The sequence below is a fragment of the Acidiluteibacter ferrifornacis genome, assembly GCF_009909615.1.
Classification (GTDB): Bacteria; Bacteroidota; Bacteroidia; order Flavobacteriales_E; family Vicingaceae; genus Acidiluteibacter; species Acidiluteibacter ferrifornacis.
Genome location: NZ_WWNE01000005.1, coordinates 254,515 through 273,560, shown reverse-complemented (window position 1 = coordinate 273,560; position 19,046 = coordinate 254,515). Strand labels below are relative to the sequence as shown.

The following is a 19,046-nucleotide window of genomic DNA, read 5'->3' as shown; positions in this document are numbered from 1 at the left end:
TAAATAAAATTATATGATTAGTTTATCCAATATTTGTACCATCAATTTAATCTAAAAACAAACACAATGACAAGAATCACCATTGCAAAAGGAGATGGAATAGGTCCGGAAATAATGGATGCTACTCTAAAAATTTTGAAAGCAGCAGGCGCTCAAATTGAAATTGATGAGATTGAAGTGGGCGAAAAAGTTTATTTATCGGGTATTACTTCGGGAATTAGAAATGAATCTTGGGATATCATTCGTAACAACAAAGTATTCCTAAAAGCACCAATTACTACGCCCCAAGGTGGAGGCTATAAAAGCTTAAACGTTACTACTCGGAAGTTTCTGGGATTGTACGCGAACGTAAGACCATGCATGAGTCTTCATCCTTTCGTATCCACCAAACATCCAAAAATGGATGTAGTGATTGTTAGAGAAAATGAAGAGGATTTGTATGCAGGAATAGAACATCAGCAAACGGATGAAGTTGTTCAATGTTTGAAATTAATCAGTCGACCTGGTTGTGAAAAGATAGTACGATATGCTTTTGAATACGCTAAACAATACGGAAGAAAAAAAGTGACTTGTATGACAAAAGACAATATCATGAAACAAACAGATGGATTGTTTAGAGAGGTATTTAATGATGTTGCGAAGGATTATCCAGAAATAGAAAATGAGCATTGGATTGTGGATATAGGCTCAGCTAAACTAGCCGACACTCCTGAAGACTTTGAAGTCATTGTTACTCTTAACCTTTATGGAGACATGATTTCTGATATTGCTGCACAAATTACAGGTTCAGTTGGGCTTGCAGGTTCATCAAATATCGGAGAAGAATGTGCCATGTTCGAAGCGATTCATGGATCTGCCCCGATGATTGCAGGTCAAGGAATAGCAAACCCTACAGGTTTATTGGAGGGCGCTATATTAATGCTAAATCACATCGGTCAATCTTCTGTGGCTCAAAAGATAAAAAATGCACTTTTAACAACAATAGAACAAGGAATACATACTGCTGACATTTATAAGGAAAACATAAGCAAGAAAAAAGTTGGAACAATCGAATTTGCAGAGGCAGTAATCCAAAATTTAGGAAAATTGCCTTCGACCTTAACACCGGTAGACTTTAAAAATGGTGCAGCGTTGGTCCTTCCATCTTATATCAAAAAGCCTTCAAAAACAAAAACTCTACTTGGAATAGATGCTTTTGTCCATTGGAATGGAATAGACCCAAATGAAATTGCAGAAAGACTTCAAAAATTGGATGGTGGTTTATTGCAACTAAAAATGATAACCAACAGAGGAATTAAGGTGTGGCCCGAAGGATTTAAAGAAACATTTTGTACAGACCATTGGAGATGTAGATTTCAATCTGAAAATCAAACCGATGTCCCTAAAGAAGAAATCTTGAAACTTCTACGAAGTGCTATGGAAAATCAAATAGATATTGTCAAAACTGAAAATTTATATGCCTTTGAAGGAAAACCTGCATTCTCATTAGGTCAAGGACAATAATTCACAAAAAAATAGCAATATGCCATTTAGAAAAGAAAGAAAAAAAATGAAAATCGCTGTTTTGTGGGTGATTATTAGTCTCTCTCTCACCTTCTATGAACCACAAAACTTAACCTTTCAAGCCCTACTAGGAATAGGAGTACTATTTATCGCAATGATGTGGAAACGATTACAATTTAAAACAACTTCAAAATAAAATAATCATGGAAAACAAAAAATCATTTAAACTAATTGAAGGTCAATACGACACCGATGACGCGGGAAGAATTTTAGTGGCACTTATTAGTAATAAAATAAAGTATCATGATGTAGAAGCTTTTAGAATTCAAGAGCGATCTAATGGAAATGTGAGTCATTCAGAAAAAAGAGTGAAAGAGCTTACTGCCATGAAAGAGCAAATTAAGCAATTAGTGCTTGATGCAGCTGAAAATGGGTTAGATTTTAAAATTAGATGCGACATCAATATAGAATTAGTACCTGCAAAACAGTTGGCTCAATAATGGCAGCTTTAATCTCAAAATCAATTGAAAAAGCTGCAAAAATTTTAAATAGTGGGGGCATCGTAGGAATTCCAACGGAAACCGTATATGGATTAGGTGCCTCCATTTTTAACGTAAACGCATTAAAGCAAATATATCAATTGAAAGAACGACCATCAACAAATCCCTTAATTGTTCATATCGCTAACTACGAGCAATTACAAAGTGTTGTGAAAGAATTTCCTGAAAAGGCGGAAGCGTTAACTAGGGCCTTTTGGCCCGGAGGGCTGACCTTAATTCTTCCAAAGAATAAGTCCATTAGTTCCGTTATTTCTGCAGGAAAAGAAACAGTGGCATTAAGGATGCCAGATCACAAAACAACTTTAAAACTAATTCAATTAGTTGGACCTGTAGCTGCTCCAAGTGCAAATCCTTTCGAACGTATAAGTCCAACTTCAGCCAGGCAAGTAGCCTCCTATTTTCCGAATGAGCTTCCTATGATTTTAGATGGGGGAAAATGTAAGAAGGGATTAGAATCAACAATTGTGGGGTTTAATAAAAACAAAGTCATCGTTTATCGATTAGGAGTTGTAACAATTGAAGAATTAGAGAATACAATTGGCAAGGTTTACATTAATAATGACAACTCCTCAAAAACTGTAACTCCGGGTATGTCTAAAAAGCATTATGCTCCTATTACTAAAACGATTGTTTCTAAAGACTTTGAAATTGTTATTGAGGAATTTAAAGAACAAAAAATTGGAGTCCTTCACTTTAATGAGTTCGTTGCTCCAAAAGGAATAGTCGCCGTTTCGCTTTCTAAAAAACAATGTATGGAGGAGGCAGTAAGCAATTTGTATCATCAACTGTATCATCTCGATCAATTAAAATTAGACTATACCGTCGTTGAACCTCTTCCAGATATTGGATTAGGTAAAACTATCAATGACCGATTAAAAAGAGCAGCACATCTGTAATTATTTTATTTATTCATTTAGCAAAACCCATGAATTTAGATTTACTATTCGATAATTTAACCAATCCTGCACTTTTGTTTTTCGTCCTCGGAATCATAGCTGTAAGATTAAAAAGTGACTTGGAAATTCCTCCAAACTCATCCAAGTTTATTTCCTTGTACTTATTATTTTCTATTGGGTTTAATGGTGGTAGAGAATTAGCTCATAGCGAGATGAATGCTGAAATTGTTTGGGCAATGTTGTTTGGAATAATTGCGGCTTCTATTATTCCTATTTATACTTTTTACATATTAAAAAGAAGATTAAGTATAGAAAATTCAGGTGCTATAGCAGCTTCATATGGTTCAATAAGTGCGGTAACTTTTGTAACAGCAGTTATGTTTTTGGAAGCTTTACAAATAGAATATAGCGGCTATATGGTCGCAGTTATGGCTTTAATGGAGGCACCAGCCATTATCGTCGGTGTGATTTTAATTAGACTTTACAGTAAACCAAACCTTGCCTCACCTAATATAAGTATCGGATCGGTGGTCAAGCACTCCCTAACTAATGGTTCAGTAATTTTAATCCTAGGAAGTTTAGTAATCGGAGTTTTAGCTAGCGACAAGCAGTCTGTTGGTATTGAACCTTTTACTACCGATTTATTTAAAGGCTTTCTCGCTATTTTTCTATTGGACATGGGAATAGTTTCAGGAAGAAAACTCTTTGACTTTTTGAAAAGTGGTTGGTTTACCACTGCTTTTGCAATCATCATCCCATTGATTAATGGTATTGTAGTAGCTCTTGCTAGTGGTTGGTTTACACTATCTGTAGGCAACCGATTAATGTTTTGTATTCTAGCCGCCAGCGCCTCTTATATCGCTGTCCCTGCTGCAATTAAAATTGCTGTTCCTAAAGCAAATCCCGGAATTTTTATTCCGATGGCATTAGCCATTACATTTCCATTTAATGTAACCTTTGGAATGCCAATATATCTTTGGGTAATCAATTGTTGTAATTTCATTTAATAAAAAAGGAGCTCAACCCTGAGCTCCTTTTTGCTGTTCTTTTTTCTTTTATTTACTTTGTTTTAGTGGCTGCATAATCAAACACCTTCTTCAAAATTGAAGAGGTTCGTTCAATCGGATTCTCTCTGATCTCTTCTTCTTCTTGAGCAATTTTCAAGAATAACCCATCAATTGTTTTTGTGGTGACATAATTGGTCAAATCGCCATCTACTTTGGTTACAAATGGAATTTTATTATACACATTGGTAACATCAGACCAATACTTTGTGGCATTTACTTGATCCAATGATTGACTAATTTTAGGCGAAAATGCTACAATTAAATCATCTGTAGTCTTGGCTCTTAAAAAGTTAGTCGCTGCATTTTTTCCCCCAAAAAGAATCTCTTGTGCATCCTGAATTGTCATTGAAGTGATTGCATTTACGAACAATGGAGAAGCTTCAATAACTGCATCTTCGGCTGCCCTATTTAAAGATAATTCAACTTGATCAATTTGATTCCCTAAACCAATATCCCTTAATGTATTCGCTACCTTATCGTACTCTTCGGGAAAAGGTATTTTTACCATTGGATTATCCAAAAAACCACCTTCTACAGACAAGTTGGCCACACCTTTTTTAGTACCTTTAATTAGCGCCTCTTTTAATCCACTACCCATTTCAAATTCTGTAGGAACTGCAGTTGTCGGCTCTTCCAGAATAGCTCTACCTAACTCCCCTACTAATGGTTGCATAGTATCACAACTAAATAATAATATAGATAAAGTACTTAATAAAACGATCCTTTTTTTCATGGGTGAAAGATAAAAGAAATGTTGCATTTCAACAAAGTAGTTTCTATAAGCAGCCTTAGTTGGTCGATAAAATGAAATGTTTAAAACAAATTAAAATTTGATAGTTAATAAAGTATCCTTTTGAATTTTGTTTCAATGATTTCTCTGAACTATATTTGAACAACACTATTAGAACACACATGATATTTTTTAGAACGTTAGTCTCTTTCCTTAAAAATGAAGATTATAGAGACTTACTGATTACCACTTTTATTACTTTAGCAATAGGATCGGTTGTTTATCATTTCCTTGAAGGTTGGGATTGGATAGATAGCATCTACTTTTCCGTAATAACCCTAACTACAGTTGGTTATGGAGACTACTCTCCACAAACAGCTCCAGGTAAAGTTTTTACAATTTTTTATATCGTTATTGGAATTGGTATTATTTTGAGTTTCATCAATACAGTTTATAATCATTATAACAATGTAAAAACAGATGATAAAGACCGGAAAAGAAAGCGATACAAAAGGCGAAGGTCATCATCAAGTGAAAAATATAAAGACACTGACTATACCCATACGGATACGAAAATTGAACATGATTAAAATACTGAAAGCACCCTACCCTACAGAAAACTCCAATGCCTCCAACTGGAAGAAGTCTTTTCTGATGAGTAGTTTCGTTTTCCTTTTTCTTTACTTTTTTCAACCGTTTGGATTGAATAATTACCCTTTCGGTATTTTGAAACTTACTTCAGGATACGGATTCGCCTGTCTGATTACCATGTCTTTTTTAAATATCCTAATACCGTCAATTTTTCAAAATTATTTTCTTGAAAAAAACTGGAACGTAGGTAAACAGGTATTTTGGTCAATCGTAAATGTTGCCTGCATTGGATTAGCTAATCTACTTTATTCTAACCTTATGGAAGTCGCCAACCTATCTTTTGGCAACTTATTGATTTTCGAAGGGTATACGGTAGCTCTTGCTTTTTTTCCTTTGCTTCTTTTTATTTTTACCAATCAAAAATTATTAAGAAATCGGTTTGAAAAAGCTGCAACTACAATAAATAATAAATTAAGAACGTCCCAAACAGAAGAATCTGAGCAGTTACCCCAACAAATTATTCTAGAATCGGAAAACAATACAGACTCATTAATTTTGATGCCAGTTGAATTAATTTACATTCAATCTGCGGATAATTATATTACAGTTTTCTATTTAAAACAAAATAAGTTTACTTCCATCCTATTGCGAAATACCTTAAAATCGATAGATGGTCAACTTTCTTCCTTTTCTCAATTTTTTAGATGTCATAAAAGCTACCTTGTTAATCTAAATAAGGTAATACATATTTCAGGAAATGCTCAAGGGTTTAAACTACACCTAGAGAATACTGATGAGAGAGTTCCTGTTAGTCGTTCCCACAATACAACCATTAAAGAGCTCCTTACCATTCGCCCCTAAGACTTGTATTTGGTCCATTTTCTTTTGCTTTTCCTCCCTAAAGTTGCTAGACATCCCTTTTTACTTGAAATGCGATGAATTCCATCACATATTTGCTAAAAACAAATAACTATGGAAACAATATTAAATTTCTCATTGATCATCCACATCATTTCAGGATTTACCGCATTAACTAGTGGACTAATTGTTTTTATTCTAAAGAAAGGAAACAAACAACATAAAAAAATTGGTCGAGTATTTTTTTATGCGATGCTTATGGTAATAGTTTCTGCGCTTCTTATATCAGTTTTGAAACAAAACCTTTTCTTGTTCATGATAGCAATTTTTTCACTGTACATGAATTATAGTGGTTATAGAAGCATTCAAAATAAAACGCTAAAACCAAATAGTTTGGACTGGATTGTTTTAGGAATTGGAGCTTTGAACATGATTGGAATGATATATTCACTAAACATTGTTCTGATGATATTTGGAGGAATTAGCATCAGTTTAGTGATAGGTGATATTCGAATTTTTATAAAAACTACACGAGGTCTTCCTATTCCAAGAATGGCATGGCTTAGAAGACATATTGGAATGATGATGGGTACCTATATAGCTACAGTAACTGCTTTTATTGTTACAGCTGGGCCTAGAACAGAATGGTATAGTTCTATTCAACCGCAATGGTTGCCATGGATTTTACCTTCACTAGTTTTAACTCCCATGATTATGTATTACACAAAAAAGTACGCAAGTAAAAAATAATCTAACAATTCAACTTAAAGTCATGAAACTTTTACAAATAATTTTACTCAGTCTGTTTGTTACTTCAATACAAGCTCAAACGTATATCGATGGCGGTAAAACTAGACATCGATTTGCACAAATGACCATTGGATTTGATTCAAAAGTAAATCTAGGAGAAGGTTCCTCTTCTTTTAGATTAAATACTTCCAATGAATTGGAAAAATTTCGAATAGAAGATCAGTATAGTTCCCGACTTATCATTGGGGGAACTCACTTTTGGGGTCATGCAGATTTTTATATTGCAATACCTATCGTTAACTGGAACAATAGTGGTTTTGATGCAGGTGTGGAAACCGGTTTTAGATACCTTCCTTGGCAAATCAAACACAATACCATAAGGCCGTTCATAGGAACAGCTTTTTTGAGCCACAACTATAAACAAGGAAACGGAGCTACTTTAACAAGATTCAAATATCCATTAACCGCAGGATTAATCTTCAATAAAGGAAATCACTTAATTGAACTTGGAGCAGGGTATAATTTTCAATCAGGTGATAAGTATTTCATCTCTCCCTCTCAGTCTATCAACATCAACACTTCTCCTCTTTGGCTATCCATTGGTTACAAATGGATGATCGAAACTACCCTAAGTGCTGAGAAAGACTGGAAAAGCGGACGCACACAAGCAGTTACCGACACATTGGCTAAACGCAAGAAATTAAATGGTTTGACTTTGGGAGTCGGTCCATCTTCAGCTTTTTACACAAAAGAGTCTAATCATAATGAATCGGTAGCACCGTATGCTGATCATCATAAAGCAACCGTATTTATTGAATTTGGATTAGGATATTATTGGCATAAACCTGACCTTCAAATACAAATGGCATACCGTCAAAACAATAGTGAAATAAAAGCGTATGATTTTAAGCAATCAGCTAATCGAAAAGCATTAACGCTTGAGGCTTATAAGTATTTTGGTGATTATCACGGGTTCGCTCCATTTATTGGCCCTGCTCTTAGTTATGAATATCTAGAAGTGCAACAAAATCAAACAGGTATTCGCACAACAAATGATTATAGTGGTATTAAACCGGGTATAACCGTAGGTTGGGATATTCGACCCAATCGACTACAGATGTTTTATTTAAGAACTCATTTAAGGTATTTTCCTAATTTGAATGTAAATATGCCAAATGGGAAATCTATTTCAATGGATCAATTGGAATTCAATTTTATAGATTTTGTGATCTTTCCCGGACGTATATTCTAGATTGAAAAGTAATAATAACTATACCTCAAGTGACAAAGTTTATTACCAATACATAAGGAAAATCACCCTTGGTTGATGTATATTTGTTTCGACAACACTCATTCAAAACTCTTCACTTGAATCTTGCCTTTAAAGAAATAGCATTTATTATTCTTTTAGTCTTCACACTCCAATCTGGGTTTGGTCAGTCTGTTTTAATTGATAAAGACGGTGGAAATCCACATGAATCCTCCATTATGGAATTACGTTCTACTGACAAAGGCTTTTTAGCTCCAAGAATGTTGGATTCAGAACGCCTTTCCATTCCATCTCCTGCCACGGGGTTAATGGTCTTTCAAACCAATGGAACTAAAGGTTTTTACTTCTTTAATGGTGCTTCTTGGGATACTTTAGGTGGCACTTCTAACATCACCTATATTAGCAATGTTATAAACTCTTCTACCTCTGGAATTACTCTAATCAGTGATCAGAAGCCGGTTAATACCAATGGGGGTAAGTTCTTTAGTGGGTCTTGGCAAAAAAGAGATTTAAATACCATTAGTGGTGATTTATCGAATGTCAATCTCTTGAATGACACTATTAGTATTGACTCGGGTGTTTATTTGATTACAATCTCTGCTCCTGCTTTTGAGGTAGATGAACATCAAGTAAGACTGTTTAACGTTACCAAAAACGCAGTTACAGGCGCGGGTACAATGAGTTATTCCAATAAGTTTGCCTCCACTTCTAGTCAAATGTCGATAATAGTCGAGATTGGAACTAGTGAAGAATTATTCATAGTGCAGCATAGGTGCACCATTACTAGTGCTAACAACAATGGGTTTGGTAAAGGAAGCTCATGGAGTGAAAATGTATATACTCAAGTTCAGATTCAAAAATTATGAGACTATTATTTCTTATTGCTATTGTTTGCTCAACACTGTTGTCTTTTGGTCAAACTAGATATGAGGCTGCTAAAGCCTTTCAAGACCAGTTAAACAGGGAATTTGCTGATTCTTTGAAATCTCCATTAAAAACTGAAGATCGAATTTCATTCAAAGAATTACCATTTTATCCGATAGATACAAATTTTGTGGTAGTTGCTAAAATTGAACGCATTGAAGAAGTCGAAATCTTTGAAATGGAAACCACCACCAATCGACTTCCGTTGTACTCCCCTTTTTATAAAGCTGCGTTTCAAATTGATTCTTTCCCAATTGAGCTTACTATTTATCAATCAGAAGACTTAAAAAATAAAGAAGGATATGAAAATTACTTATTTCTTCCATTCACCGATGCTACCAATGGAACTGAAACTTATGGAGGAGGTAGATATATTGACCTAGAAATTACAGAATCCGACATTTTAGTCATTGATTTTAATAGAGCGTATAATCCATATTGTGCTTACAATGCTAACTATTCATGTCCTATACCTCCTAGAGAAAATGACATTCATATACCCATCAATGCCGGAGTAAAGTATGTAGATAAAAAATAGAAATCTATTTATACAACTTTAGTCATAAATTTTTTCTAATTGTTGATTGGCTGTGCGCTCTGCAATAAGCCTAAAAACACCAATTGCAGCACCTGAGATAGCCGCATAAGCAATGGCTTGAGGCCAAGTTTGATTATTTGAAGGATTTTCAGGCTCGTCAGGGATACCATCTTCTGTTGATTTTTCTATGAGCTTTTCTGCAACCTTTTTCAATGCAAATGCACTTAAAATAGCAATTCCGTTTACTAGTATTTTCTTTGTATCCTTGTCCATTATTGTTCGTTTAAGTTTTTACTAAACTTTAAAAGGCAAAATACAATCCAATTTGTAAAGCATTTATAATTAATAAAATAAATAACAAAAGTCATTCTTAATTGTAGAAAAAATTAGACAGAACTCGTCTACACAATTTAGATTTGAATTATGTTACCAAGACTGAAATTTTACTAAATCATGGATAAATTAATTCAAATTCAAGATTACAACTCTCCCTATGGCCAATTGATATTAGGGTCTTTTCAAGAAAAGCTAGTCATTTGCGACTGGAAACATAGAAAAATGAGATTAGCCATTGATCGAAGAATTCAAACCGAATTAGGCGCTACTTATCAATTCTCTAACTCAAGCTTAATACATTCAACTATAGAACAACTAGAAGAATATTTCAAAGGATCACGTATTGCATTTAATATCCCCATTCGATTTTGTGGAACCGAATTTCAAAAATCGGTTTGGCAAGCATTACTCTTAATACCATATGGTAAAACAACGAGTTACCTCCAACTTTCTGAGAATTTAAATAATCCTAAAGCTATAAGAGCCGTAGCATCAGCAAATGGTGCAAATGCACTTTCTATAATAGTGCCTTGTCATCGAATTATAGGAACTGATGGAAAATTAGTTGGCTATGCAGGCGGTTTGCGTGCTAAACAAAAGTTACTTTCTCTAGAAAACAAAGCAGGAAACACAGAACAACTCTCCCTGTTTAGCTAAAATGATTTTGATCCACTAAAAGCAGCTCGCTAATGCACGAGCTGCCTTGGTGAATCACTCTAATTAATTCTTCAATAAATAGGCATAATGCTTCTCTACTCCATCCAACGTTATTGATCCAACACTCAATTTTTGACCTTTTTTCATATCTGAAAAATGACGCATACAGTCTTCCACATCATTGAGTTCTCCAAAACAATAAACTACGAAGTTAGCCTCACCAGTTTCATTATTCATTACCGCAATTCCCTTTGAAGATAAATCTTCATCAATTGCTTTATACTCTTGTCCACTCATTCTGGGCATCTCAAATGTTAGTTGCTCTTCTTCATTAACTTCAGCAACTTCTGAAACGGTCTCATTTTTAATTTTACTGCTACAAGCTGCAAGTACTAAAATGGATGATAAAACAGCACCCTTTTTCAAGTAATTCATAGTATTTTATTTTTTTTCGAAAATAATAAAATTTACTTCACTTCAACTACCGATCTCCACCATTTAAATAAGACGGATTTCGTTCATTCTGTTTACGAACTCCTTTTCAAATTTCGTAATTTTGCGGTCTCAAATCCATTTCATGAAATTACAAGAAGAAATCAACAAAAGAAAAACCTTTGGCATCATTAGCCACCCGGATGCTGGTAAAACAACTTTGACTGAGAAGTTACTACTTTTTGGAGGAGCCATTCAAACTGCAGGAGCCGTTAAGAATAATAAAATCACCAAATCGGCAACTTCTGACTTTATGGAAATTGAGAAGCAAAGGGGTATATCTGTTGCTACTTCTGTAATGGGATTTGAATATAAAGGCAAATTAATTAACCTGTTGGATACTCCTGGTCACAAAGACTTTGCGGAAGATACTTATCGAACTTTGACAGCAGTAGACAGTGTTATCTTAGTTATTGATTGTGTAAAAGGTGTGGAAACCCAAACGGAAAAATTAATGGAGGTTTGTCGAATGCGAAACACTCCAGTAATCGTTTACATCAATAAAATGGATTTAGATGGTCAAGATCCATTTGATTTATTAGATGAGCTAGAAGAAAAATTAGACATAAATGTTCGTCCTCTAAGTTGGCCAATTAGCATAGGTCCTACTTTCAAGGGAGTTTACAATTTAGTAGATAAAAATGTAAACCTTTTTAGTTCTAATAAAACAAAAATAGAAAGAGATGTTGTGACCATTAGTGATTTGTCTGACCCTAAACTGGATGAATTAGTTGGTAAATATGCAGATCAACTGCGAGAAGATGTGGAATTAATTGAAGGCGTGTACGAACCATTCGAGAAAAAAGAATACCTAGAAGGTCGTATTGCTCCAGTATTTTTCGGAAGTGCAGTAAACAATTTTGGTATTAGAGAAATGTTAGATACGTTCATTGAAATCGCACCCAATCCTAAAGCTAGAGAAGCTGAAGGAAAAGAAGTCATGCCAACTGACGAAAATTTCAGTGGATTTGTGTTTAAAATCCATGCGAATTTAGATCCTAATCACCGTGACCGTATCGCCTTTTTACGAGTTTGTTCCGGGACCTTTGAGCGTAACAAGTTTTTCCATCATGTAAGATTGGACAAAAAAATGAGGTTCAACAACCCGACAAGCTTTATGGCACAAGAGAAGAACCTAATCGAAAAAGCTTTCCCTGGCGATGTAATAGGTTTATACGATACTGGCAACTTTAAAATTGGAGACACTCTAACAGAAGGTGAGAATTTTATGTTTCAAGGAATTCCATCTTTCTCTCCTGAAATTTTTAAAGAAGTTGTTAACGGAGATCCTATGAAAACTAAGCAATTAGAAAAGGGAATTGCTCAATTAACTGACGAAGGTGTTGCTCAGCTGTTTACACAACGAATGGGGAATAAAAAGTACATAGGAACAGTTGGAGAACTTCAATTTGAAGTAATTCAATACCGCTTAAAACACGAATACAACGCGACTTGTAATTTTCATCCATTGAATTTTTATAAAGCCTGTTGGATTACTTCAGACAAAAAAGATATTTTAGATGAATTTGTTCGATTGAAGTCGAATTATATCGTAAATGATAAGGATGAAAATTTGGTATTCTTGGCGCAAACTAGAGGGGTATTGCAAATCACTATGGACAATTACCCAGATATAAAATTTCACTTTACTTCAGAAATGAACAAAGCTGCGATGTATGCTTAACCTAAAATTGAAGCTATTTCTTTTTTAAATTCGGGGAAACTCATCAAATCGTTGTGAGTACCTCCTTCTATACTGATAAACTTTGCTTTAGGGTGTAAATTGCTTAGTCGAAGTGCCGAATTATAAGGAATTTGTTTGTCTTCTGTGCCGTGAAATAAATAAATAGGACAAGTCACTTGATCTAAATATCTGTCGGTTCTGAATTTATATTTCGTAATTAGGTCTGCCGGCAAATAGGCTTTATGACACCTAATCAGGTCTATGAAATTGTAATACGGAGTTTCCAAGATTAAAGCTTTCGGGTGATTCCGATTAGCCAATCGAGCAGCGATACCCGTACCTAAAGAATAGCCATAAATTATGATTTTAGATTCATCATACTCTTTCAGCATTTCCTGATAAATAATTTTTGCATCTCGTTGTAAATCCCTTTCCCGTTTGAGCTTGCCTCCACTTTTTCCAAAACCTCTGTAATCAAAAAGTAGTATGTCGTATCCGAAATCCGTTAAATGTTGAATTTCTTCCCCATAATATTTTACATTCTCTGCATTTCCGTGCAAATAAAATATCAAGCCTTTAGAATCCTCTACCAGGAAATGAATAGCATTTAATGCTATCTTTTCACTTACATTAAACCAGCGCTCTTTAAATGTTTTATCAAAGTGAAATTTAAAGTCTTTATTCAATTTTACAGGATTGAATATCAATGCCTCCTGAAGCAAATAAAAACCAAATATGATCCCAAAAATAATTGCGATGATACAGCCAATAATAAGTGTGATCCAAAGGGGCGTTGCCATGATTCAATAATACAGATTAAAAGTGAAAACAGAAGTCAAAAAAGATTGATAAACCATTTTTTAATTACACCTTTTATGCCATACCTCAATGTCGCCTTCTCTTCTTTGGTATTTGCTGTTAACGTTCGTTAATTTCTTAAAATAGAATCTATAAATCGTAAATTTGATAGTAAATGAATTTTCTATGATGAACTCAAAAAGCTTACTAACATTCATTCTTGTAGCACTTTCCGTTCAACTTTTTGCTCAAGATGCTTATCGATTAACATTTAAAATAAAAGGAATACAAGACTCTATAATTTACCTCTCAAATTATTATGGTGGCGGCCAATATTATAAAGATACAGCAGTTGTAAATAATGGTGAATTTACTTTCACCGGAAAAAAACCTTTAAAAGAAGGAATGTATTCCATAGTTGCCAATAATAGTAGATTTTTTGACTTTTTTGTTGACCGACAAAACTTTAGCATGACGACAGATACTGCCGACATGATAAAGAATATGAAAATAATTGGTAGTCCTGAGAACACGCTTTTTTATGAGTATATGAACTACTTGACTGGTCAACAAAAACTGATGGCAAGTTACAGAGCTGCAGAAAAGGATACCAATAGCTCTAAAAAGGAAAAAGAGAAGCTTGAAAAACAAATGACTGAATTGAATAAAGAGGTAAATGATTATCGAAAAAACTTTTTTGAAAAAAACAAAGAATCGTTTACTGCCAAATTTTTACAAGCTATGGAGTACCCGGATGTTCCTGAAGCTCCGAAAAACAAAAAAGGTGAGATTGATAGCTCTTTTGCTTATTACTACACTAAAGCTCATCTATTCGACCACATCGATTTTAATGATGAACGATTCCTAAATAGTCCTGCTTACAATGATAAAATGGAATATTACATCACAAAATTAACTCCTCAAATTCCGGACAGTATTATTGTAGCTGGAGACTATTTATTGAGCAGAGCTACAAATCCTGAAATATTTAGATACACTTTGAGTTACATTACTTCCACTTATGAAAAATCTGAATACATTGGGATGGATGCCATTTTTGTGCATATGGCGAGAAAATATTATCTAGCAGGTAAAGCAGATTGGGTCACAGACAAGCAAATCAAAAAAATTAAGGAGAGAGCTGATGCCTTAGAACCATTACTTATTGGTAAAAAAGCACCTAACATCATCGTTAAAGATCCGTCACAACAAAAATATCTTCAATTGTATGATGTTAACGCTAAATACACTATAGTCTACATTTGGTCTCCTGATTGTGGACATTGTAAAAAGTCCACTCCGGTACTAAAGAAGATATACGATAAATACAAAACCCAAGGTCTCGAAGTATTTGCAGTAGGAAATGATTTTGAAAATGAAACATGGTTGAAATACATTGAGGACAATAACTTAGACTGGATTAATGGATCAGATGGTGGCGATTTTACTAGCAATTTTAGACATTTATATGATGTATACAGCACTCCTCAAACTTACCTATTAGATGAAGAGAAAAAGATACTAATTAAGAAAATTGAAGTAGAAGCGTTAGATGATTACATCGGTATATTAATCGAGCAAGATAAAAAAGCAAATGGGAAGTAAAGTTGGGGTTATCATCAGCGGTGCTATAATGCTCACAGGTATGGTCATCGCTTATTTTATGTTGGATAAAGAACAACCATTAAAAATATACAGTCCTAAGGATTTAAATCCAAAACTGGTTGATGAGAATCAAAGGGAAATCTATAAAAACCATAGGATTAGAAATTTTAAGTTGGTGAATCAAGATGGTGATACGGTTTCCAATAGTTTCTTGGAAAATAAGATTTATGTAGCAGATTTTTTTTTCACCACTTGTCCAACGATATGCCCTGTAATGAGTAACCAATTAGAAAGGGTTCAAGAAGCTTTTTCAGGGGATACTACTTTTAAAATTGTATCACATACGGTACAGCCTGAATATGATTCAGCTGCTATCCTTAAGGAGTATGCGACCTTGCATCAAGCAGATCCCCAACAATGGACATTCTTAACCGGAGATAAAGCAGAAATTTATAGCTTAGCTCGAAAATCTTATTTTGCAGTAACAACGGAAGGTACTGGTGGAATGAATGATTTTATACATACTGAAAACTTTATTTTAGTTGACCAGAAAAAACGAATTCGGGGATTTTATGACGGTACTTCCGAAACTGATGTAAACCGATTGATTGCAGACATCAAAAAGCTAAAGAATGAAAAGTAAAGCCATAGGATTCCTTATTATGGGTTTCATAACACTACTCGGATGCAATCCATACAAAGGTTTCAAAGGGGTTGACAAAAAAGGTATGGGCCGAAAACCTCCAAGTGTAGAGGTTGTTAATGGTTATGAAAAAGATCAGAAAAAAGGTAATCGAAAAATGAAACGGGAAATGAAAAGAAGAAGGCGAATTTATGGCGCTCCCACTAAATAGCCTTTAGCTGAAAAGTTTTAGTAAGTGGATCAAATTTCACTTTATCACTAATAAATGCCTCTTCAAACAAATGATTCTCAATTGCGGCTTCAGGTGTAGTTTCAATTAATTGATGTTTCCCATTGATTAACCAAATTTTATCTGCAGCTTGTAAAGCTAACTCTACTTGGTGAGTAGAGATTACTATCGTCTTTTTGAAATCCACACAAAGCCGCTTCAACAAACTAAATATTTCTGCTTTATTTATAAGATCTAAATGGTTTAACGGCTCATCTAACAGTATTAAGGGCGTTTGTTGAGCTAGTGCTCGCGCAATGGCAACCTTTTGTTTTTCTCCATCACTCAAATTACTGTAATAGCGATCTTTCAAATTCAGAACTCCACAACTGTCCATGGCATCATGAACGATTTGTAAATCAAGCGGTGTCATTTTAGCCAACCAATTGGTAAATGGATACCTTCCGAAAGCAACCAATTCACCAACAGTAATCATACCTATCTGAATTCTATCAGTGAGCACTAAACTCATTTGTTCTGCTAGTTCACTAGCAGAAATAGAAGGAAGTAATTTTCCATTAATTAATACTTCTCCTGATAGATAAGGTATTTCTCCAGAGATGGATTTTAGTACGGTTGATTTTCCCTTTCCATTTTCACCGATTAAACATATAAATTCACCTTCTTTAACGGAAACATTAATAGGTAGCATAATTGGGCAGACTCCTTCCCTATGCCCATACCCTACTAATGCGGATTTTAATTGTATTACTGGCGCTTTCATATGCTATTTGATATTTTTTTCTGTCCTAAAACCATCCAAAATATAATCGGTACACCAAGAATGGCGGTAACTGAATTGATAGGCAAAACAATATCAGAGTTAGGAACATGCGCAATAAAATCGCTCAACAACATAAAATTAATACCCATCAAAATTGAAGCTGGAAAAAGTACTTTCGAGTTAGCAGTTTTAAACCAAATACGACAAAGATGGGGAACTACGATGCCAATAAATCCTATAGGTCCGCAAAAAGCGGTAATTCCTCCAGCTAACATCCCTGTGCTTAAAATGATCCACAAACGACTCTTGGATAAATTAAGTCCCATACTTTTGGCATATCCTTCCCCCAATAATAAAAGGTTTAAGGCTTTGATATTAAATACACCAATTAGAATTCCAATTGTAACGACCAGAGTAATTACCGAAATTTCTTCATAATTTACTGCATCCAAACTCCCCATTGTCCAGATAATAAATGTTTTCAATTGATCGGCAGAACTGAAATATTGCATCACACCAATAAGCGCTGTAGTGAAAGAGCCAAGCATTATTCCGACAATCAAAACAGTCATTATATCTTTAACTTTTAGTGAAATAACAAAAACAATAAAAAGTACTAATAAAGCTCCCAATGTTGATGCAATGGCCAAAGTCCAACTAGTGTAAACAAATGATGTGATAGAAAAAAAGCTTGCTCCCATTATTAACAACGAAATTCCAAGGCTAGCACCTGAACTGATGCCTAAAATATAAGGCCCGGCTAATGGGTTTCTAAAAAGAACTTGCATTTGTAGTCCGCTAATAGAAATGGCAGCTCCACATAAAATGGCGGTTAGTATTCTAGGTATTCTACTATTCCAGATGATTGTTTCAAAAGCCAAAGAAGTTGAATCTTGCCCCAAAAGAATGGATAAAATGTCAGCAAATGGAATAGTAATAGAACCAAACATAACGTTTAACGCAATGAATATTGGTAATGTACCAATTAGCAGTCCCCACTTTAATGCATTAGAGTTCAAACTATTTTAATTTTTGATAAAAATTAAAAACATGATTGGGATTAACGTCAGGATGAAAAATGTGAACTAAATCTTCCAATATTAAATCTGGACGAGCGGCACCGGTTTCCCAATAATCATTTCCCATATAAGTCGTTAAGGTTTTGGTATTGTTGTATACCTTCTGAGTCTTATAAGCTTTAAACAATTCAAAGCGTTCGTCCTCGTCTGAAATTTCTTGAAGAGTTTGGAAGGTCGAGGTATTCAGCCAAAAATCAGCATCTATAGCCTTTGACAGAACCACTTCAAAATCCAATGATAAACTTACATTCTCTGTATTATCTCTCCATATGTAATTGGCCCCGGCATCATCAAACAAAGTAGCTTGAAATGACTTCCCTCCAGGAACGAACCACGTTCCTTTCCATGGTGCGGACGAGAAAACGGAAGGGCGACTATGAATATCTTTAACCATATTCGACAGCTTCAGATACCGCTTTTTAATTACCTTAAAAATACTGTCTGCTTCCTTTTCTTTATCATATAATAATCCAAATACTTTGATCCACTCTGCTTTTGCAAGCGGGGTTTCCTCCATATATTCGGAATTCAATAAAACCTTTTGGTTGAATCTTTCTAATTCAGAAAGTTGTTTCATAGATTGGGCATCAATTGCAAATCCCATAATTAAATCTGGGTCTAGAAGTACCGTTTGTTCTACATTTAAAGTCGGCTCACCCAAATCTTTAATTCTCCCGGTATTAGCCCAATCATAAATCAAACTATCGTAAATAGTATTCTTTCCACTGATTGCAACAATAGAATTTCTTTCCTCAAGTAATTTTATAAATGGGATATAAGTAGATGAAAGTGCAGCAATTCTTTTAATAGGAATGGGTATAAACAATCCATTTTTATTGATTGAATCAATTGAATCTGCACCCAAAATATATTCTAAATTCTGATTATTGCCTTTAAAAGTATTCAACACAATTAATTTCGTATATCCTTCGTATTGAATTATTTTAAACCCCTTTGCGTATTCAATAAATAATTCAGTTCCAGGTTCTTCTTCCATACTAGAAAAGGAATCCCTTTCAGGTGAATTACAACCAACCACCAATACTGCTAAAAACCATAAGAAACGATTCATT

General features: G+C 34.4%; 23 protein-coding genes. 16 read left to right on the top strand and 7 right to left on the bottom strand.

Annotated elements, in window-relative coordinates; all coding sequences use genetic code 11:
• The first annotated feature begins 66 nt into the window (after positions 1-66).
• From GQN54_RS05505 to GQN54_RS05485, 5 genes are read left to right on the top strand one after another with little or no spacing between them, the layout of a single operon-like run.
• A complete protein-coding gene (locus tag GQN54_RS05505) occupies positions 67-1,503 on the top strand; it encodes an NADP-dependent isocitrate dehydrogenase (protein WP_160632516.1) in 1,437 nt (478 codons plus the stop codon).
• 19 nt (positions 1,504-1,522) lie between these two features.
• Positions 1,523-1,699 (top strand): hypothetical protein, encoded by a 177-nt coding sequence (locus GQN54_RS05500; protein ID WP_207554831.1) that lies wholly within the window; start codon positions 1,523-1,525, stop codon positions 1,697-1,699.
• 7 nt (positions 1,700-1,706) lie between these two features.
• Positions 1,707-2,003: a hypothetical protein gene (locus tag GQN54_RS05495; protein ID WP_160632514.1), complete on the top strand. Its 297-nt coding sequence runs from the start codon at positions 1,707-1,709 to the stop codon at positions 2,001-2,003.
• Complete coding sequence (locus GQN54_RS05490) at positions 2,003-2,959, top strand: L-threonylcarbamoyladenylate synthase (RefSeq protein ID WP_160632513.1); 957 nt, start codon at positions 2,003-2,005, stop codon at positions 2,957-2,959. Before GQN54_RS05495 ends, GQN54_RS05490 begins: the two co-directional genes overlap by 1 nt.
• A gap of 29 nt (positions 2,960-2,988) precedes the next feature.
• Complete coding sequence (locus GQN54_RS05485) at positions 2,989-3,966, top strand: sodium-dependent bicarbonate transport family permease (RefSeq protein WP_160632512.1); 978 nt, start codon at positions 2,989-2,991, stop codon at positions 3,964-3,966.
• 52 nt (positions 3,967-4,018) lie between these two features.
• On the opposite strand, the gene GQN54_RS05480 is transcribed toward GQN54_RS05485, so the two are convergent.
• Positions 4,019-4,759, bottom strand: coding sequence for a DUF4197 domain-containing protein (locus tag GQN54_RS05480; protein ID WP_160632511.1), 741 nt, complete (start codon positions 4,757-4,759; stop codon positions 4,019-4,021).
• A 179-nt stretch (positions 4,760-4,938) separates the two neighbouring features.
• Here GQN54_RS05480 and GQN54_RS05475 point away from each other — a divergent pair, with 179 nt between their 5' ends.
• The 6 genes from GQN54_RS05475 (at position 4,939) to GQN54_RS05450 (ending at position 9,687) form a co-directional block, all read left to right on the top strand.
• Entirely contained in the window at positions 4,939-5,346 is a 408-nt protein-coding gene (locus GQN54_RS05475) for a potassium channel family protein (protein WP_160632510.1), read from the top strand.
• On the top strand, positions 5,339-6,208 hold the full coding sequence (locus GQN54_RS05470) for a LytR/AlgR family response regulator transcription factor (protein ID WP_160632509.1): 870 nt from the start codon (positions 5,339-5,341) through the stop codon (positions 6,206-6,208). Before GQN54_RS05475 ends, GQN54_RS05470 begins: the two co-directional genes overlap by 8 nt.
• Before the next feature lie 111 nt (positions 6,209-6,319).
• Complete coding sequence (locus tag GQN54_RS05465) at positions 6,320-6,955, top strand: DUF2306 domain-containing protein (protein WP_160632508.1); 636 nt, start codon at positions 6,320-6,322, stop codon at positions 6,953-6,955.
• A 22-nt stretch (positions 6,956-6,977) separates the two neighbouring features.
• Positions 6,978-8,207 (top strand): hypothetical protein, encoded by a 1,230-nt coding sequence (locus tag GQN54_RS05460; protein WP_160632507.1) that lies wholly within the window; start codon positions 6,978-6,980, stop codon positions 8,205-8,207.
• Between the two features lie 116 nt (positions 8,208-8,323).
• Positions 8,324-9,091 carry a hypothetical protein gene (locus tag GQN54_RS05455; RefSeq protein WP_160632506.1) on the top strand — a complete coding sequence of 256 codons (768 nt, stop codon included), beginning with the start codon at positions 8,324-8,326 and terminating at the stop codon, positions 9,089-9,091.
• A complete protein-coding gene (locus GQN54_RS05450) occupies positions 9,088-9,687 on the top strand; it encodes a DUF1684 domain-containing protein (protein ID WP_160632505.1) in 600 nt (199 codons plus the stop codon). Before GQN54_RS05455 ends, GQN54_RS05450 begins: the two co-directional genes overlap by 4 nt.
• 18 nt (positions 9,688-9,705) lie before the next feature.
• Here the strand turns inward: GQN54_RS05450 and GQN54_RS05445 are convergent, their stop codons facing one another.
• Entirely contained in the window at positions 9,706-9,960 is a 255-nt protein-coding gene (locus GQN54_RS05445) for a DUF4235 domain-containing protein (RefSeq protein WP_160632504.1), read from the bottom strand.
• A 180-nt stretch (positions 9,961-10,140) separates the two neighbouring features.
• On the opposite strand from GQN54_RS05445, the gene GQN54_RS05440 reads away from it, so the two are divergent.
• A complete protein-coding gene (locus tag GQN54_RS05440) occupies positions 10,141-10,680 on the top strand; it encodes a methylated-DNA--[protein]-cysteine S-methyltransferase (protein ID WP_160632503.1) in 540 nt (179 codons plus the stop codon).
• Between the two features lie 63 nt (positions 10,681-10,743).
• Here GQN54_RS05440 and GQN54_RS05435 read toward each other — a convergent pair whose 3' ends face one another.
• Positions 10,744-11,115 carry a hypothetical protein gene (locus GQN54_RS05435; protein WP_160632502.1) on the bottom strand — a complete coding sequence of 124 codons (372 nt, stop codon included), beginning with the start codon at positions 11,113-11,115 and terminating at the stop codon, positions 10,744-10,746.
• Between the two features lie 142 nt (positions 11,116-11,257).
• On the opposite strand from GQN54_RS05435, the gene GQN54_RS05430 reads away from it, so the two are divergent.
• Positions 11,258-12,856, top strand: coding sequence for a peptide chain release factor 3 (locus GQN54_RS05430; protein ID WP_160632501.1), 1,599 nt, complete (start codon positions 11,258-11,260; stop codon positions 12,854-12,856).
• Here GQN54_RS05430 and GQN54_RS05425 read toward each other — a convergent pair.
• On the bottom strand, positions 12,853-13,656 hold the full coding sequence (locus GQN54_RS05425; RefSeq protein ID WP_160632500.1) for an alpha/beta hydrolase: 804 nt from the start codon (positions 13,654-13,656) through the stop codon (positions 12,853-12,855). The genes GQN54_RS05430 and GQN54_RS05425 overlap by 4 nt on opposite strands.
• A 184-nt stretch (positions 13,657-13,840) precedes the next feature.
• Between GQN54_RS05425 and GQN54_RS05420 the strand changes: the two genes are divergently transcribed.
• From GQN54_RS05420 to GQN54_RS05410, 3 genes are read left to right on the top strand one after another with little or no spacing between them, the layout of a single operon-like run.
• Positions 13,841-15,259: a TlpA family protein disulfide reductase gene (locus GQN54_RS05420; protein ID WP_160632499.1), complete on the top strand. Its 1,419-nt coding sequence runs from the start codon at positions 13,841-13,843 to the stop codon at positions 15,257-15,259.
• Positions 15,249-15,902 (top strand): SCO family protein, encoded by a 654-nt coding sequence (locus GQN54_RS05415; RefSeq protein ID WP_160632498.1) that lies wholly within the window; start codon positions 15,249-15,251, stop codon positions 15,900-15,902. Before GQN54_RS05420 ends, GQN54_RS05415 begins: the two co-directional genes overlap by 11 nt.
• A complete protein-coding gene (locus GQN54_RS05410; protein ID WP_160632497.1) occupies positions 15,892-16,113 on the top strand; it encodes a hypothetical protein in 222 nt (73 codons plus the stop codon). The genes GQN54_RS05415 and GQN54_RS05410 overlap by 11 nt, the downstream gene beginning before the upstream one ends.
• On the opposite strand, the gene GQN54_RS05405 is transcribed toward GQN54_RS05410, so the two are convergent.
• Genes GQN54_RS05405 through GQN54_RS05395 form a run of 3 tightly spaced genes read right to left on the bottom strand, consistent with a single transcriptional unit; the run spans position 16,106 to position 19,045 of the window.
• A complete protein-coding gene (locus GQN54_RS05405; protein WP_160632496.1) occupies positions 16,106-16,894 on the bottom strand; it encodes an ABC transporter ATP-binding protein in 789 nt (262 codons plus the stop codon). The two genes, GQN54_RS05410 and GQN54_RS05405, sit on opposite strands and share 8 nt — an antisense overlap.
• The gene (locus GQN54_RS05400; protein ID WP_160632495.1) at positions 16,891-17,913 is read right to left on the bottom strand and encodes a FecCD family ABC transporter permease; all 1,023 of its coding nucleotides are present in this window, start codon (positions 17,911-17,913) and stop codon (positions 16,891-16,893) included. Before GQN54_RS05400 ends, GQN54_RS05405 begins: the two co-directional genes overlap by 4 nt.
• Position 17,914: 1 nt before the next feature.
• The gene (locus GQN54_RS05395; protein WP_160632494.1) at positions 17,915-19,045 is read right to left on the bottom strand and encodes an ABC transporter substrate-binding protein; all 1,131 of its coding nucleotides are present in this window, start codon (positions 19,043-19,045) and stop codon (positions 17,915-17,917) included.
• Position 19,046 lies beyond the last annotated feature (1 nt).

Excerpts from the sequence above, each read along its gene's own strand:
- GQN54_RS05500 (WP_207554831.1), top strand. The coding sequence starts at position 1,523 with ATGCCATTTAGAAAAGAAAGAAAAAAAATGAAAATCGCTGTTTTGTGG.
- GQN54_RS05495 (WP_160632514.1), top strand. The coding sequence starts at position 1,707 with ATGGAAAACAAAAAATCATTTAAACTAATTGAAGGTCAATACGACACC.
- GQN54_RS05420 (WP_160632499.1), top strand. The coding sequence starts at position 13,841 with ATGATGAACTCAAAAAGCTTACTAACATTCATTCTTGTAGCACTTTCC.
- GQN54_RS05490 (WP_160632513.1), top strand. The coding sequence starts at position 2,003 with ATGGCAGCTTTAATCTCAAAATCAATTGAAAAAGCTGCAAAAATTTTA.
- GQN54_RS05465 (WP_160632508.1), top strand. The coding sequence starts at position 6,320 with ATGGAAACAATATTAAATTTCTCATTGATCATCCACATCATTTCAGGA.
- GQN54_RS05405 (WP_160632496.1), bottom strand. The coding sequence starts at position 16,894 with ATGAAAGCGCCAGTAATACAATTAAAATCCGCATTAGTAGGGTATGGG.
- GQN54_RS05460 (WP_160632507.1), top strand. The coding sequence starts at position 6,978 with ATGAAACTTTTACAAATAATTTTACTCAGTCTGTTTGTTACTTCAATA.
- GQN54_RS05415 (WP_160632498.1), top strand. The coding sequence starts at position 15,249 with ATGGGAAGTAAAGTTGGGGTTATCATCAGCGGTGCTATAATGCTCACA.
- GQN54_RS05450 (WP_160632505.1), top strand. The coding sequence starts at position 9,088 with ATGAGACTATTATTTCTTATTGCTATTGTTTGCTCAACACTGTTGTCT.
- GQN54_RS05430 (WP_160632501.1), top strand. The coding sequence starts at position 11,258 with ATGAAATTACAAGAAGAAATCAACAAAAGAAAAACCTTTGGCATCATT.
- GQN54_RS05480 (WP_160632511.1), bottom strand. The coding sequence starts at position 4,759 with ATGAAAAAAAGGATCGTTTTATTAAGTACTTTATCTATATTATTATTT.
- GQN54_RS05475 (WP_160632510.1), top strand. The coding sequence starts at position 4,939 with ATGATATTTTTTAGAACGTTAGTCTCTTTCCTTAAAAATGAAGATTAT.
- GQN54_RS05470 (WP_160632509.1), top strand. The coding sequence starts at position 5,339 with ATGATTAAAATACTGAAAGCACCCTACCCTACAGAAAACTCCAATGCC.
- GQN54_RS05425 (WP_160632500.1), bottom strand. The coding sequence starts at position 13,656 with ATGGCAACGCCCCTTTGGATCACACTTATTATTGGCTGTATCATCGCA.
- GQN54_RS05395 (WP_160632494.1), bottom strand. The coding sequence starts at position 19,045 with ATGAATCGTTTCTTATGGTTTTTAGCAGTATTGGTGGTTGGTTGTAAT.
- GQN54_RS05445 (WP_160632504.1), bottom strand. The coding sequence starts at position 9,960 with ATGGACAAGGATACAAAGAAAATACTAGTAAACGGAATTGCTATTTTA.
- GQN54_RS05435 (WP_160632502.1), bottom strand. The coding sequence starts at position 11,115 with ATGAATTACTTGAAAAAGGGTGCTGTTTTATCATCCATTTTAGTACTT.
- GQN54_RS05485 (WP_160632512.1), top strand. The coding sequence starts at position 2,989 with ATGAATTTAGATTTACTATTCGATAATTTAACCAATCCTGCACTTTTG.
- GQN54_RS05410 (WP_160632497.1), top strand. The coding sequence starts at position 15,892 with ATGAAAAGTAAAGCCATAGGATTCCTTATTATGGGTTTCATAACACTA.
- GQN54_RS05440 (WP_160632503.1), top strand. The coding sequence starts at position 10,141 with ATGGATAAATTAATTCAAATTCAAGATTACAACTCTCCCTATGGCCAA.
- GQN54_RS05505 (WP_160632516.1), top strand. The coding sequence starts at position 67 with ATGACAAGAATCACCATTGCAAAAGGAGATGGAATAGGTCCGGAAATA.